The 14488-nt window shown below is 45.5% G+C and carries 16 protein-coding genes; 3 read left to right on the top strand and 13 right to left on the bottom strand.

The features are described 5' to 3' along the window. Positions 1-67: 67 nt before the first annotated feature. The 5 genes from CH367_RS18345 to CH367_RS18325 form a co-directional block, all read right to left on the bottom strand. Positions 68-610 carry an SRPBCC domain-containing protein gene (locus tag CH367_RS18345; RefSeq protein WP_100763946.1) on the bottom strand — a complete coding sequence of 181 codons (543 nt, stop codon included), beginning with the start codon at positions 608-610 and terminating at the stop codon, positions 68-70. Next, the gene (locus tag CH367_RS18340) at positions 597-926 is read right to left on the bottom strand and encodes a metalloregulator ArsR/SmtB family transcription factor (RefSeq protein WP_100763945.1); all 330 of its coding nucleotides are present in this window, start codon (positions 924-926) and stop codon (positions 597-599) included. Before CH367_RS18340 ends, CH367_RS18345 begins: the two co-directional genes overlap by 14 nt. A gap of 129 nt (positions 927-1055) precedes the next feature. Further along, entirely contained in the window at positions 1056-1481 is a 426-nt protein-coding gene (locus tag CH367_RS18335; protein WP_100763944.1) for an SRPBCC family protein, read from the bottom strand. 76 nt (positions 1482-1557) lie between these two features. Next, positions 1558-2166 (bottom strand): hypothetical protein, encoded by a 609-nt coding sequence (locus CH367_RS18330; RefSeq protein WP_425268872.1) that lies wholly within the window; start codon positions 2164-2166, stop codon positions 1558-1560. A 36-nt stretch (positions 2167-2202) separates the two neighbouring features. Continuing rightward, positions 2203-3210, bottom strand: a complete 1008-nt coding sequence (locus CH367_RS18325; RefSeq protein WP_100763942.1) for an adhesin OmpL37 family surface protein — start codon at positions 3208-3210, stop codon at positions 2203-2205. A 140-nt stretch (positions 3211-3350) separates the two neighbouring features. On the opposite strand from CH367_RS18325, the gene CH367_RS21025 reads away from it, so the two are divergent. From CH367_RS21025 to CH367_RS18310, 3 genes are read left to right on the top strand one after another with little or no spacing between them, the layout of a single operon-like run. Further along, positions 3351-4085, top strand: a complete 735-nt coding sequence (locus CH367_RS21025) for a hypothetical protein (RefSeq protein ID WP_244284630.1) — start codon at positions 3351-3353, stop codon at positions 4083-4085. Between the two features lie 54 nt (positions 4086-4139). Continuing rightward, on the top strand, positions 4140-4715 hold the full coding sequence (locus CH367_RS18315) for a DKNYY domain-containing protein (protein WP_165783331.1): 576 nt from the start codon (positions 4140-4142) through the stop codon (positions 4713-4715). Positions 4716-4726: 11 nt separating this feature from the next. Further along, the gene (locus tag CH367_RS18310; RefSeq protein ID WP_100763940.1) at positions 4727-5572 is read left to right on the top strand and encodes an isocitrate lyase/PEP mutase family protein; all 846 of its coding nucleotides are present in this window, start codon (positions 4727-4729) and stop codon (positions 5570-5572) included. A gap of 43 nt (positions 5573-5615) precedes the next feature. Here CH367_RS18310 and CH367_RS18305 read toward each other — a convergent pair whose 3' ends face one another. The 8 genes from CH367_RS18305 to CH367_RS18270 all read right to left on the bottom strand — a co-directional run bounded on the left by CH367_RS18305 (position 5616) and on the right by CH367_RS18270 (position 14485). After that, on the bottom strand, positions 5616-6167 hold the full coding sequence (locus CH367_RS18305) for a M23 family metallopeptidase (RefSeq protein ID WP_425268871.1): 552 nt from the start codon (positions 6165-6167) through the stop codon (positions 5616-5618). Positions 6168-6230: 63 nt separating this feature from the next. After that, the gene (gene nhaC, locus CH367_RS18300; protein ID WP_100763938.1) at positions 6231-7643 is read right to left on the bottom strand and encodes a Na+/H+ antiporter NhaC; all 1413 of its coding nucleotides are present in this window, start codon (positions 7641-7643) and stop codon (positions 6231-6233) included. Next, a complete protein-coding gene (locus CH367_RS18295; RefSeq protein WP_425268870.1) occupies positions 7640-8695 on the bottom strand; it encodes a pseudouridine synthase in 1056 nt (351 codons plus the stop codon). Before CH367_RS18295 ends, nhaC begins: the two co-directional genes overlap by 4 nt. Positions 8696-8709: 14 nt before the next feature. After that, positions 8710-9786, bottom strand: a complete 1077-nt coding sequence (locus CH367_RS18290; protein WP_100763936.1) for a PilZ domain-containing protein — start codon at positions 9784-9786, stop codon at positions 8710-8712. Positions 9787-9885: 99 nt separating this feature from the next. Further along, positions 9886-12168, bottom strand: coding sequence for an alpha-hydroxy-acid oxidizing protein (locus tag CH367_RS18285; RefSeq protein WP_100763935.1), 2283 nt, complete (start codon positions 12166-12168; stop codon positions 9886-9888). A gap of 15 nt (positions 12169-12183) precedes the next feature. Continuing rightward, entirely contained in the window at positions 12184-13317 is a 1134-nt protein-coding gene (gene mnmA / locus CH367_RS18280) for a tRNA 2-thiouridine(34) synthase MnmA (RefSeq protein WP_100763934.1), read from the bottom strand. Then, positions 13314-14276 (bottom strand): retropepsin-like aspartic protease, encoded by a 963-nt coding sequence (locus CH367_RS18275; RefSeq protein WP_100763933.1) that lies wholly within the window; start codon positions 14274-14276, stop codon positions 13314-13316. The genes mnmA and CH367_RS18275 overlap by 4 nt, the downstream gene beginning before the upstream one ends. Further along, positions 14255-14485, bottom strand: coding sequence for a hypothetical protein (locus CH367_RS18270; protein WP_100763932.1), 231 nt, complete (start codon positions 14483-14485; stop codon positions 14255-14257). Before CH367_RS18270 ends, CH367_RS18275 begins: the two co-directional genes overlap by 22 nt. Positions 14486-14488 lie beyond the last annotated feature (3 nt).

The following is a 14488-nucleotide window of genomic DNA, read 5'->3' as shown; positions in this document are numbered from 1 at the left end:
TGTTCTGCGGGCTTCGATCCTATGGTCGACTCCGTTCGACCTCGATCCTTCTCGTTTCCATTTCGGTTTAAATTTTATGAATCTTTTCCAAGTATTTGGCGAGATTCGCGATGTGTTGTTTAGCGCCTTCGATCGCTCCGTATTTCTGATTCACTCGTTCGAGTTCCTCTTTGCTCGAGAAGATCTGTTCCATAATCAAGTTCGTTCCTTCTCCGACTTCTTCAAAAAGAATTCTGGATTCGAAGTTCACGTCCTCGTGACCTTCTCCGACTTCTTCAAAAAGAATTCTGGATTCGAAGTTCACGTCCTCGTGACCTTCTCCGTCGCCCAGATGTTTATAGTGGATGTGACGAGGTTTTTGGATGTCCGTAAATCGAATCTTGTTTTTGTAATCGTGCCCGTCGGGTCCGTGCATGATAAAATCCCAGATTCCATCGTTTGAAAAATCCATACTTAGAGTCGTTAGGGTGAATCCGTCCGGTCCCCACCATTCGGCAAGATGTTCCGGCACGGACCAGGCTTCGAAGACGAGATCGACCGGAACGTCGAAGTATCTTTTATAAGTCACCTTGTTGTCTTGAATGATCGTTTCAGCGTTATCTTTTATCACGGCCTCTCTCCTTCTTCATCTTTAATAGATATTTTTCCAATCGATCCAAACGTTTATTCCATAAATTCCGAATGTCCAAAAGCCAATCTTCCATTTCATGAATCCCTGTTTCGTTTAGGCTATAGATACGTTTTTGCGCGTCCTTCTTCATATAAAGAACCTTCGCTTCCTTTAAAACTTTTAGGTGTTGGGAAATGGCGGGAAGGCTCATCTTGAAATTTTGGCCGATCTCGGTCGAAGTCAATTCTCCGTTTTTAACGACCAATCTCACGATTTCCCTTCTTGTGTCGTCCGCAAGCGCGGCAAAAGCGTTCATACTCTTATATTTAAGTACTTACTTAATTAAGTCAATACTTAAATATAAGATAAAAAAGAATCCGCACCCGTTTTACGGGTCGAAATTCAAAAAAAATATTGAATTCGGACTTTTAGAACTCGAATGATTTTAATCCCCGATGCAGATCTTAACGTCGTAGGGATGAGGACGGCCTTCTTCCTTTTCCAGATAAGACTTTAAACTCAATAAAAATGTGGCCCACTTCGTGCTACAGTGATACATAAATTCCACCGCTTCCTTCCAATCGGTATGACGGAACAACACGAACGTTTGATGATCTTTGAACTCGAGTTCGAAAGTGACTCTGGTTCCGACCCATTCTTTCGGACCGGTGATACATTCCCAACGAACGATATTCGGATGGGATTCCAAAACTCTCATATTACAAAAACCGAAATCGATGACTTCGTTTAGGGAGGCGCTCCCTTTCGTATCGGCAACCCACCAATGACTCAGACCTTCCACCGTCGAAATCGCCTCGAAAACCCGAGCCGACGGCAAAGCTACACCTACCCTGTGAAGTATATCCGGCATAAAATCCTCCGAATGAATTTTAAAACGGAGGATAGTCTATAGTGTTTTTTGGATCAATGCAAGAAACTAAATTGGATTAGGAACGTTTCTTTTTCTTGAGAATTCCGGAATAACCGCTCGGGATTTCAAGACTCAAAACGTCCAGAGCGTTTAAAGAATATTGAATGGATCTTCCATACAGTACGAGTGCGTAAAAGTCGTTACGGTCCCGATCGAACTTTTCGGCTTGGTTCAATTCTTCCTTTGCCATTCGAAAATAGTTAGAAGCCTTTTCTTCCGCGCTCGCGGAAACGGGAGTTTCTTCCGGATGATTTTTTTTCTGAAGATAACCTTCGGAATAAAGAACGATCAGATTCTTAGCCGAAACTTTTCCCGCTTCCGCAAAGTCCGCGGTCACCTGAGGAACCGCCCTTTCCAAAAGAAGAAGGGATTCTTCCCTTTCCCGAGCCGTGCCGGAACGTGCGAAATTTTGAAAACGATCCCGTAGTGTCGAGATACGATTCCAATTCTCTTCCTGTTTTTGAAACGGAATCGCCTTTCTGGATTCTTCCAAAATTCTGATTTTTCTTTCGATCGATTTTTTCTTTTCGCGAAAGGAAAGAGTTCCCGCGTTTAGATCGAGAATGGAGGACAAGAGCACGAACGCGAGGGTTAAAAGAAGAATGGTTTTCGAAAATTTTTTCAAGACGTTCTCCGCTCGCATTCGTATTTTAGAATATTCTTAATTTCCGGTTTTCGCGGGAATCGGAGGAAGAGTTTCCTTTTGAACCATATCGTCCGTACGGATCTCGTCGTTACTCATATCCATCAGAGAAATTCTTCCCGAAGTGATGAAAGAATAGTTGTCGTCGTGGATTTCGAGAACGTCCAAAGGTTTGTCCTTTGCCTCTCCGGGAGGAACGATTTTTCTTTGGATCAGATCGTTATCGATATAATTGATGAGAGTGTTTCTGATTCTTTCGTAATCGGAAATGTTTTCCTTTTCCGCGGACGCCTTGATATCGTCCAAGTTTACGAATTGATATTCCGGTTTATCTTCCGCGGGAGTTTTGGATGCGATCATCGCGAGAAGCGCGAACTTTCTCGCCCTTCTTGCGATCTTAATTCCTTCGCTATGCAACAGAAGTTTATAACGGAATTGATACGGAGCGGAATTGTACGCGGTGGTAAAATGATCCTCGGAACTTTTCAGATCCCGAAATCCCAAACGCAAAAGATGTTGTGCGATCTTATCGTTGCTTCTTACGATCAAAGGCGACGCGTATTCCAAAAGAACTCTTGAATTCTGAAGATATTGTTCGTGAGTCGCCTGATAAAGATCCTTCATTTCTCCCTGAGCGCCGCGCAGGTTTTTAAAGGAAAGGCTGTAATTGCTCTGAAAATACCACATATTTCCGTTAAAGTCGAATTGGTTCGCCTTTTTCAAACTCGCGTAAGAAGGAAGACTTCCCAGTTTTTTATAGAGTTCCTCTTTACCCGCAGTCGATGCGGGTGGAGTCGTTCCGGCTTCTGCCTTTGTGCTGTTAGGTGGAGTTTTATCCGGAGCGGAAGACGCGCTTTCGTCCAATATCGGAGCCAGATTGCTCACGCAGATATTGATGAATTTAAGATTGGTTTTATTCTCCCCAATCAGAATCCCTAGGTTGGTCTGATCCGGGGAAACGGCCCAAAGCAGTTCTCCGGAAATAAGAATAAATGCGATCAGTGCTGTTTGAATTCTGGAAACCATGGCTTTTCTCTCTATTGAATATCGGCCTTCCCTACTTTTTCCAAGGAAAAAAAGAGTAAATTCGCTCCGAATAAATTTACGGCTTGTCCGCAGAAAGGATTCATCCTATATGGAAGCGCAAGAAAGGTGCGACTCAAAGTATGAAACTCGATACTGCCTCCTTATTCAAAATCACCGCGAGGGCCTCGTTTACCGTTTTGGTGAATACGGTCTTTTTCACTCTGATCGGATGGACCTTCAACTGGATCCTTCTCGCGTTCTTATTTCCCGAAATGAAATCCTTTACGGACGGGATCGCCGGGATGCCCGCGGCGAGAGCGGGTGGAATCGGGGCGGTGCTCGTGCTCATTCTTCTCGTCATTCAACTCTGGCCGATCACATTGATGGTGCTCGCATTCGGGATCGTCTTTCCGTTTCTTCATTTTTTATTCGGTAAAAAATTCGCGGTCACCAAGGCGCTCCAGTTTTTGGTCGTGGACAATTCCGAAATCGTAAGCGCGTATCTTTCCGAAAAGTTGGAAGCGTCGATCCGCAAAAAGGCCGAGTCCGACGAGAACAAGGGTAAGAATTTTTCGATCTCGAAACAGATTCAAAATCTTCCCCACTATCTTTCCAAATTGGAAGACCTTCCTACCCCGATCCGATTTCTCGTAAAAAGAATCACGGGTAAACTCGGGATCGAAAACCTTCTTACGGAAGTTTCCGCGAGAATTCCGGATTCGGAAAATCCGAGCCCGGAAGATCTTCAAAAAGCGCTCAAACGTGCGATCGAATTTGCGATCCAGGAAACCTTTCTGCCTCCGAACCTAAATTGGTTTTTTATTCTGGGAGGAATCAACTTAGGTATATTCTTAATTCTGAAGATACTTTTTTAAATATTTAGAGAATTCGAATATTCTTTTTTTCTAAATCAATTTGGTTTCCGGGTCGTGAGAATTTTATCTTTTACTATTTTGATTGTTTTCGGCTGTAGTGGTGGTGATTCGTTTCAAGCCGCACGCGAAAACGTATCAAATTCCGCAAATCAAGAATGCGTCGGATACAAACGGATCGAAGACAAAGTATTTCTTTACGACGAGGAGATCAAAAATGCGGATTCTAAATCTTTTGAATGCATCGAGCACGAATACGCAAAGGATAAAAATCGAATCTACTTCGGTAAAACTCCGTTTTTAAAAGCGCATCCGCAAACGTTTGCCGTTTTGCAATTCGGTTACTCAAAAGATAAGAACAACGTATATTATGATTATTATTCCGGGAAAATAATTTCCGGAGCCGACCCGAACACTTTCGAAGTTTTAAATCTGGATATTTCCAAAGACAAAAATTTCGTGTATCATTTTTACAAACTCGAAGAGATTCGAATTCTCAAAAACGCGGACGCGAAATCGTTCGTAAAACTTCAGAACGATTTTTACAAAGACAAAAATTTCGGATTCGACGCAGAAGGTAAGATCGTGTATAAAATCGAGAACTCGGACCAAAGAACTCCCATTTTACATTGAGGTAAAAAGACATGGCCCTATCACAAATTGAAAAAGGCGAAATATTCCGCCGCTTACACGACCGAGGCACTTTTATCATGCCCAATGCTTGGGACGCGGGAAGCGCCCGTATGTTGGCCGGTTCCGGATTTGCAAGCATTGGAACGACCAGCGCGGGAATCGCTTTTGCGGCGGGTTTACCCGATCATCAGATCTTGGATCGTGATTCGATGCTGGAATATATTCAGAATATCGTATGTTCTTTGGACGTTCCGGTCAGCGCCGACTTGGAAGGGGGATACGGAATCGAACCGGATCAAGTTGCGGAAACCGTAAAAAGGGCCATTGCAATCGGAGCGGTGGGTTGTAATATCGAAGATCTTAGCGGCGACACTTCTTCACCTTTGCTGGACGTTCAACTCGCGACAGAACGCATTCATTCCGCGCGTCAGACTGCGAATGCTACGGGAATTCCGTTCACTCTCAATGCGAGAACCGATGCTTTCTTAACAAAACATCCGAAAGCCTTAGACGAGGCGATTCACCGCGCAAATCTATTTCGCAAAGCGGGCGCCGATTGTCTTTTTGTTCCGGGCGTTTACGATTTGGAAACGATTGAGAACTTAGTCCGTTCGATCGACGGCCCGCTCAATATCGTTATGGGTCTTGGTAAAAGCGAACTTACCCTATCCGGCTTACAGTCCTTAGGCGTAAGGCGAGTCAGCATCGGAGGAAGTCTCTCGCGCGCTTGTTTTCATCTGATTCGCGAGGCGGCGTTTGAAATGATTCATAAGGGTACATTCGATTTTTCGGAAGCGCAATATTCTCACAAAGAGCTTTGCGATTTCTTCGCGTCTTTTGGGGAAAAACAAAAGTGACGTCATAAATTTTTGATAAAATTCTTTTTAAATGGGAAAAAGCCTAACGCTTCTCACCGCTCTCGTTTGATGCCTCTTCCTCTGCCGCGGTCAAATCAGGAATCGGATTCAGATAAAACATTTTTTTCCAACCTTCTATGCTTTGATCCGCAAGCCATACATAAGGGAAAATCGTAACGATCACGTAGTGCAAATGAGTCGGTTTGCCGATCGCATTTCCGGTATTTCCGACGGTTCCGATTTTCGATCCTTTGTTTACGAACAACAAAACATTGGATTCGATTTCTTCCAAATGCGCGTAGTAGTGAATTCTCCATTTGGGGCCTAATACGAGAACCACGTTGCCTCCCATATCAATGTTTCCTCGGAAGATTACGATTCCTGAAACGGAAGAACGAATTTCCTTCCCGCGCGGAGCAAAAATATCCACTCCTTTGTGAGTGATTGATCTTCCCCAGGGATAAAACCAAAACGAATCGGAACGATAGCTCGAACGACCCGCATCCTGCACGGGTATAACGAAGTTTTGCGGAATCAGAAATCCGATGATTAGAATCGAAAGGATACAAAAACCGATTTTCATCTTATTGCTCAAAATCAAATGTTTTCATTTAATTAGAAAGTTAGAATATTCTAATTTATAAACTCCCATCGTCGATTACTGAACTTCCTTCTTTCGAATCGTCCATCCAGTCCAGGCACAGATCAAAGAAATGATCGGACTGCAAAGATTTAGAACCGCATAGGGAAGAAACACGACCACGGGAACGCCAAGCGCGGCGGCCATAAAGGAACCGCAGGTGTTCCAGGGAACCAAAGCGGATGTCATCGTTCCGGAATCTTCCAAGGCTCTCGAAAGATTTTTAGAATCGAGTCCGTGTTCTTCATACGATTTTTTGAACATCTTTCCCGGAACCAAAATCGAAAGATATTGATCCGAAGAAAGAAGATTGGCCGAAATGCTCGTGAGAATCGTTCCCGTCAAAAGAGATCGATCCGTATTCGCATATTTCAATATTCCCTTGGTGATCTTTTGGATAAAACCGGCGCCTTCCATCGCACCCGCAAAAAACATCGCCGAAAAAATCAACCACACGGTAGGAAGCATCGATGCCATTCCTCCCCGAGAAAGAAGAGCGTCCGTGATCGGGTTTCCGGTTCTTGTGGAATTTCCTTTGGAAGCGGCGTTCAAAACCTGTTTGTAAACTTCCTGAAAGTTTAAGTCCGGATGTTGTAAAAAAATTCCGGATAAAACCCCGGAAAGAATTCCCGCGAGAATGGACGGGATCGCGGGAATCTTAAAGTAGATCAACACGAAGGTCAAGATCGGAGGAACGAGCAAGGCCGGATGAATCCGAAACGAACCTTCCAGAAGACGGATCACTTCCTGAACCTTTTGATCTCCGATTTCCGAACCGTGATAACCGAAACCAGCCCAAGTAAAAAATACGAGCGCGATAAAAAACGCCGGCAAGGTAGTATATAACATATGTTGAATATGCGTAAACAACGGTGTTCCCGCGATCGAAGAAGCGAGATTCGTGGTTTCCGAAAAGGGGGAAAGTTTATCTCCGAAATACGCGCCCGATACGATCGCACCCGCCGCGATTCCCGGAGAGATGTCGAGAGTGGTTCCGATTCCCATAAGAGCGACTCCTACCGTTCCCGCCGTGGACCAGGAACTTCCGGTAATCAAAGAAACCACGGAGGATAAGATACAAGCGGTAGCCAAAAAGAAAGAGGGTTTGAGAATTTTCAAACCCCATACGATCATCGAGGGAACGATTCCCGACCAGATCCAAACTCCGATCAAGGAACCGATCAATAAAAGGATGAGCACAGGTTTTAAGACGTTCTTCAGCGACTCGAGAATCTGGTCTTCCAGAAATTCCCATTTCACTCCGAGACGAATTCCGAGCAAACCGGCAACGGTTCCCGAAAGAATCAAAAGCATCTGAGCCGGACCGTCCACGGTTCCGTTTCCGAATACGACTCCCGCGTAACCGAGTCCCATCACGAGAACGATCACCGGGATTAAGGATTCGAACAAACCGGGTGTGATCGTTCTCATAAAAAATCCTTTGGAAGGGGCGCGCTGATCCTCGTTCTTTTTTTCGTAATCGGATGCGTAAATCGAATCGAATATGCGTGTAAGGCCTGTCTTTCCATACCGAGTCTTGCGGTTAGATCCGGATTTTTTTCTTCGATAAATTCCAAAAACACGTTCTCATCCTTTCCATAGAGTTTATCACCCCAAAGCGGAAAACCCAAACTACAAAGTGTCGCCCGAATCTGGTGCATTCTCCCCGTAATCGGTTTGCAAAGAACGAATGAGGAATCCTTTAACTTTATAGATTTATTAAATTCAATTTTCCTAAAATAGGTCAGACAGATTTCCTCGTCGGTTTCCGCGGAAGTCACACCTTCCAAAACGACGCTCTTTTTCAAACTCCGTAAACTCCGAGAACCTCGATCGATTTTGCGCTCCTCAAAGGCCCTCTTCTTTCGAATCGCGGAACTCGCGTCGGATTTTAAAACTCCGTAGCCGACTTTTCGTTTCGGAAATTCTCCGTATACTTTTGTAATATAGTATTTTTGAATATTCCCGGAGCTGAATAAACCGGATAAAAACGAAGCAGTCTTCGAATCCTTGGCAAACAGCACCACACCCGAGGTTTCCCGATCGAGTCTGTGGATCGTAAACAAATCTCCGAAGTTTTTCGATTCCTGCAAAAGTGTAAGAAGATTGCCCTTTCGATACACACCCGCGGGGTGAACCGGAAGATCTCCCGGTTTATCGACAGCGACTATAAAGTCGTCCTCGAAAAGAATTTGATAATCGGTTCGAACGGGAGGTTCCTCTTTTTCGATCGGTTGATAAACGACAAGGTCCCCTTCTTTGATCAAAATTCCGGGTTTTGTTTTTTTACCGGAAAGCAAGATTCTTCCCTCTAAAATTTCCTTTTGCCACGCGGTTCTGGAATGATAGGTGAACTTCTTGGAAAGAAAATGATCGAGTCTGGTTCCGGATTCTTCCTTGGAAATACGAAAACTCAATCGTTCGGATATAGGATCCGATTCTTCCCCTTCCGAATTTTCGATTGAATGGGAACGATCGATCAAAACCGCGCTCAGACTCAGGCTTCCTTGGAATCGACGTATGTCTGAATCATATTCTCTTCTCTTTCGTTTAAGTTGAAGAACTCACAACCGATTCTAAACATCTTATCCGTATTGTTGATGTTTCGGATAACGGCTCGAAAGGTTCCCTTACTTTCCGCGGAAAGATTCAGATCGAATAGGATCGTTTCTCCCACGGCGAAACTTCTGGAAAAGAATATGGATTGAGGATGAAAAAAACCTACCCCTTGCATGGAGATGTTGTCCACGTTACATCGTTCCTTCGATTCCTGAAAGAAACCGGATGCGATCACTTCCTTAGAAACGGCGTTCGCGGCTATATTAGCGGAATTGAAATCGTTCGTCGTCAGTTCCTTGTCGGCGAGAACCTGAACGTAACCGAGAGGAGTATAACCTTTATAACGAATCATGATGGAAATTTCGGAAATAATTCCGTTTTCAAGTTTGTTCACCGCGATTAGCTTTTGATATTCGGGAAAGGGAAGAAATTGAAAACCGCCGCTTCCGTCTCCCTTGGAGTTCCGATCGACGACGTAGATCGGTTGATCGAAGTTATACATCAATCTCAATCGGTTGTCCATACGATCCGAAAAGAAAATATTGGAATGAGGATACGTTTCCTTCATTTGTTTCGCGTGTTTTTTTACGATCTCGTCTATCTTTTTATCAGCAAATCCTAATGTTTTTCTCAGATTGGATTGATTGATGATGTTCGTAAGAGTGATCTGCGATCCGACTTGGGAAGAATCCACATGAATCCTTTCCTCGGTTCTTTGCGCGACCGTAACCTGAATCGCGGTTGCAAGCAGAAGTTCCACACCGTTCGCGGCGTTGTGCATTTCCACGTTGAACAAGGCCGCAAACCTGTGATTGTTGTGAACGAGAAAAAGTTTTCGATTCTGCTCCGCAGGAGTTCCGGGAGGAAGTGTTACAACGATTCGAACCGTATCTTTTAATCCGACAACACGCACAGGAAGAGGTCTGTTGTTGACCAGAATGACGACTGGAAGTCTCGTAAAAAGCGACAGTAGAATTTTGTGAATCCCTTCCGGGTCATTGATGATTTTATCCATGAGTTTGGCGAGATCCGTTTTTCCGTCCGCGTCCGGCTTAGGGCCTAATTTGCGGTTTGAATAGTGAATCGGAAAAGCCGAGTTAGTAAAACGATTTTCTCATTCGGAAACGGAATTTTCTTCGTCTAATTTTTTACGAAAGAGAAGATCCGTATCGATTCCTTTCAGGGTTTCGACACCGGTGACATTCATCGATTGCAAAAGAGTTTCAGTGTACTGAGAAATCAGGAATCGAACTCCGGCAACTCCGCCCCCGACCGCAAAAATCGCCATCGGTCTTCCGACCAAAACCGTATCCGCGCCGAGTGCGATCATCTTAAAGATGTCCATTCCGCTTCGAACTCCCCCGTCCACTGCGATTGGGATTTTGTCACCCACTGCTTTTCGAATTCCGGAAAGAACTCTCGCGGTTCCGGGCATATCGTCCAAAACCCTTCCGCCGTGATTGGAAACAACGATACAATCCGCTCCCGCGTCGATCGCGAGTTTTGCGTCTTCGGGAGTCATGATCCCTTTTACGATGAAAGGAAGTTTGGTAAGAGATCGGATTTTTCCGAGTTTGGAAACGTCGCGTGTCACCGAAGAGATATTCTTCAGCGCCATCGTTTTGAAGTTCACCGCGTCCACGTCCATTCCGATCGCGAACAATCCCGCGCTTTCGGATTCCTGAAATCGTTCCTTGAGAAGACCTTCGTCCTCTCTCGGTTTGCAGATAAGAATCGCGTCCGCTTTCGTTTTGCGAACCGCTTCGAGCATGATGAGATATTTATCGGGGCTCGCACCGTCGCCTAACCATGCTAAGGTGCCCGAGGTTTGACAACCTTCGAGTAAGGTTGCGGCGAACGTAAATTCGTCCATAGCCCCGTTCATGTTCGTGACGGCTCCGGTCATCGGAGCGGCCATCATCGGTGTTTTGATTTTTTTACCGAGGAAACTCGTCTCGACAGAGGCTTGCGTATGTTCTCGGATGTATTTGGGGAGAATGGAATATTCCTGAAGTGCGTTTATATTGTCTTGGAACGTAAGCATTCTTCCCAAGCCGCCCATACCCGGAACACCGGACGCACAATCGGTTCCGTCACAAACCTTACAGACCCAACAAACTTCCTTACCGAAACGAAGTCTTGCGTTCTGTTGAATTTCTTTTTCGGAAACGGAATACAGTTCGTCGCAGGTAAAACGAATCGTATTCTTCACTTTGTCGAATACCGCTTCCGCTTCTTTTAAAGTGTCCGCGCTGATGATAACGTGTCCCGTCTTTTCGATGTTATTCGTGGGCTCTTGGATAATGTCCCCGATCTTATTCATAAAGAATAGATCTTTGACCCCGTCTATCTTACGGGTTTCTTCGATTCCATCTATGGAAAGAAGTTTTCCTCTCGGAGCCAAAAGACTTCTTTCGATGGAAACCCTTTGTAAGGTGGGAGTTAGATTGTCCGGTTCTTCCCCGAGCGCGATCAAGATGGCCGCGCGGTTCAAGTTGATTCCCGATGAAAGAGGAAACGTAAACGCGGACATAAAACCGCCGGAAAGCCTCGCCGCGATCTCACCGACCTTCACTCCGTCCGGAGTTACCTTGATATCGCCCTTGCCCGCTCCGAGATTGATTCCGAGCGCCTTCATACTTCGGAACATCACGTCTTCCACTTCTTTTAGAATGGAAGGGCTCAAAGCGGAAGGCATATTGTGTCCCATCTCGATGAAGAACGGTTCTCTTTCGATGATTCGATCCGCGATTCCCGTGATCGCGAAATTTCCGTTCCACGTAAGAGCGTCCACGGAAACTTCCGGACCGGGCATGTATTCCTCGAGAATCATTTCACCCGTGGGAGAATATTTCTTTGCGTGTTTGAAGGCGGCTTGTAATTCTTCTCGGTTCTCCACCTTGATCACTCCGCGCGCGCCCATGTTGTCTGCGGGTTTCATCACAAGAGGAAATTTCAAAAATTCTAATGCGTCCCTCGTATCGGAAAGACTCCAAACGGGTGCGAAACCGGGAAGCGGAATCCCCGCTTTTTTCAAACGCTCGCGCATCTTTACTTTGTTCGATGCGGCTTCCGCGTCCACGTAACGAATCCCGGGGAGATCGAGCGCGTTTGCAACCGCGGCCACCGTCATACTCGCATCGGTCCCTGCGGTGATCACTCCGTCGATCTTGATCTTGGTCGCGAGTTTTTTGGATTCGCGAACCATACCTTCGATATCTTTTGTGCTCATCACCATCGGAACGTCGCAGATCTTCATCCCAAGCGCGTCGCCGTTCATGTCTGCAACGACCGTGGTGAGTTTCATCATTCTCGCGGTTTGAATGATCGGAACTTGGAGAAGTCCTCCGCCTACGATGAGAATCGTCTTTCCGGTAATTTTATGACTTAGAGACAAAAAGGAAATCCTATCTTAACTTTGAAGGGAAACTGCGGGTTCGGCTTCTCGGGTTTGCATCTCTATACTTCCCTTACGGATGATTCCGCCTAACAACAGATAATCGGAATCCAGAGGATAAAACACCGCGGATTGTCCCGGAGTTACACCGCGAACGTCTTCGAGAGGATTGACCACCAAGTCTTCCCCCACTTTTGTAATACGACAACGGATCGGAGTATGTCTGTAACGCACCTGAACCCTACACTCGATCGATTCTCCCTCGTTCAAAGGAGAAAGTCCCTGGTAGTTTGCGTCGATCACGGAAAAGGAACCCGTATAGGTTTCATTCTCTTCTCCTAATATTACGGAACCGTCATCTTCGATCGCGATGACATAGAGAGGATTTTTCCAAGCGATCCCGAGTCCCTTTCTTTGACCGATCGTAAAGTTCTCGCGTCCCTTGTGTTTGCCGATGATACGACCGTCTCTGAGTTTGAAAAAACCCGGAGTGAACTCCACATTTTTCTTTTCCAAAAACTTTCTATAGTCGTTTTCAGGAATAAAACAAATCTCTTGAGACTCCGCTTTTTCTGCGACCGGGAGTCCCATTCTTCTCGCGATCTCGCGCACTTCCGGTTTTGTCATTTCACCGAGAGGGAATATTACGTTTTTTAAATTCTCTTGAGAAAGTCCGTATAAATAATAAGCCTGATTTTTTCCGACGTCGATCCCGTTTGCGATCGCAAAACGATCTCCGTTCTGCGCGATACGCGCATAATGACCGGTCGCGATCTTGTCGATTCCGAGAGCCTTCGCTTTTTCGAACAGCGCTCCGAACTTCACGAATGTATTACATTCCACACAAGGGTTCGGAGTTTTTCCGTGTTGATAATCGTCGATAAAACGATCGATTACCTTCTCTTGAAAAACCTTTTCCATTTTAACGACGTAAAAAGGAATCTTCAAAGAAAGACCGACATCTCTCGCGTCGCGGATGTCTTCGGGGGAACAACAGGATTTTTTAGTCGTGTCGCAGGCGGGGGCTTCGTATTCCCAGGTTCTCAAGTTGACACCGATGACTTCGTAACCTTCTTCCATAAGAAGGCCCGCGGTCACCGCGCTGTCCACTCCGCCGCTCATCGCCACTATGATTTTACCCTTGCTCATCTCTTCCCGCCGTCTTTCCCTACTATACCTATAAGACTCCGTTTCATGTCCAAAAGAATTCTATACTCGTTCATCCAGTTTACCCCGAGAATTCCCTGAATTCGAACACCGGTCGGAACACCTGAAAAATCCACCGGAAGGCCCGAGGGGAGAATTTCCAAATTATCCACACATATAGACGTAGAAAGAACGCAGAGTTTACGAACAAAACGGGTTCGGATATGGGTGATTTTTCCCTGAAAATTGATTACGGGAACGGTCCGGCTCCAGATCGTTTCTTCCACGATATCCGGGATCGTTTCCGGAAGCTCCAAAACGCTCGGATCGGCTCCCGTATCCAAAACCAAAACCGCCTTGTCCTTTGTTCCGTAATTGATTTCAAGAACGGGCAAACCCGAGAAGAATCGGAGCGGCATCGTATTTTGTGTAATCCCCGGAAATTCAGTCATCATGGACTCCGCGAATTCTCCGCCGGTAGTTTCCAAAAAACGAATCCGAGAAGGATATTCCAATATTAGAATTTTCTCATACAGAGAATCCATTCCTATGATTCCGTCCAACTCCAGATTTCCGGAAAACGTATGAGAATGGACGGTCATGTCCTTAAAGATCGCGTGAGAATTGTGATAGAGTTGAACGGTTCTGATTCTTCGGTAGGAATCGTCCTTTCCACCCGGAAAGGTGACCGCGATTCTTCGTTTGGCGTCCCGCTCCGTAAAAAACCGTTCATCCAAAAAGGAGAATCTGGAACCGGTATCCACTAAAAATCGAAGAGGCTTTTGATCCGGAGATAAAGAAAGTTGAATAAAACGAAATCCGTTCTTTTGGTAAAACGGAAGAATGATTTCGACTCCCCCGGAAACCACAGTGATCTGCGCCTTCGAGGGAATCAAAGAACAGGAGAGAAAAAGAAAAATTAAAAAAGAATAAAGGATCCTCAGATAAGTTTTTTGATACATTTCTGATTGGAACATCGTGTGTAGTCTATCACGCAGTCCCTGTACTGAATTCCCGTAACCGGATCTGCGGGTTTGTATTCTATGAAACACGAATAAGGAGAAAAATCAAATTTTTCTTTCCCGAGAGCGCGATCCTGGATCCGTTTTGTGAGCTCGTTTTCTTCAAGCCCGCTTAGAGGAGCTTGGTACAGCAGGAGATTCTTTTCCATACC

Source organism: Leptospira barantonii, from assembly GCF_002811925.1.
GTDB classification, from domain to species: Bacteria; Spirochaetota; Leptospiria; order Leptospirales; family Leptospiraceae; genus Leptospira; species Leptospira barantonii.
The sequence above is the reverse complement of the archived record's forward strand: the minus strand, read 5'-3'. Positions and strand labels throughout refer to the sequence as shown.

Excerpts from the sequence above, each read along its gene's own strand:
- CH367_RS18340 (WP_100763945.1), bottom strand. The coding sequence starts at position 926 with ATGAACGCTTTTGCCGCGCTTGCGGACGACACAAGAAGGGAAATCGTG.
- CH367_RS18335 (WP_100763944.1), bottom strand. The coding sequence starts at position 1,481 with ATGCCGGATATACTTCACAGGGTAGGTGTAGCTTTGCCGTCGGCTCGG.
- CH367_RS18325 (WP_100763942.1), bottom strand. The coding sequence starts at position 3,210 with ATGGTTTCCAGAATTCAAACAGCACTGATCGCATTTATTCTTATTTCC.
- CH367_RS21025 (WP_244284630.1), top strand. The coding sequence starts at position 3,351 with ATGAAACTCGATACTGCCTCCTTATTCAAAATCACCGCGAGGGCCTCG.
- CH367_RS18310 (WP_100763940.1), top strand. The coding sequence starts at position 4,727 with ATGGCCCTATCACAAATTGAAAAAGGCGAAATATTCCGCCGCTTACAC.
- nhaC (WP_100763938.1), bottom strand. The coding sequence starts at position 7,643 with ATGAGAACGATCACACCCGGTTTGTTCGAATCCTTAATCCCGGTGATC.
- CH367_RS18290 (WP_100763936.1), bottom strand. The coding sequence starts at position 9,786 with ATGGATAAAATCATCAATGACCCGGAAGGGATTCACAAAATTCTACTG.
- mnmA (WP_100763934.1), bottom strand. The coding sequence starts at position 13,317 with ATGAGCAAGGGTAAAATCATAGTGGCGATGAGCGGCGGAGTGGACAGC.
- CH367_RS18275 (WP_100763933.1), bottom strand. The coding sequence starts at position 14,276 with ATGTATCAAAAAACTTATCTGAGGATCCTTTATTCTTTTTTAATTTTT.
- CH367_RS18270 (WP_100763932.1), bottom strand. The coding sequence starts at position 14,485 with ATGGAAAAGAATCTCCTGCTGTACCAAGCTCCTCTAAGCGGGCTTGAA.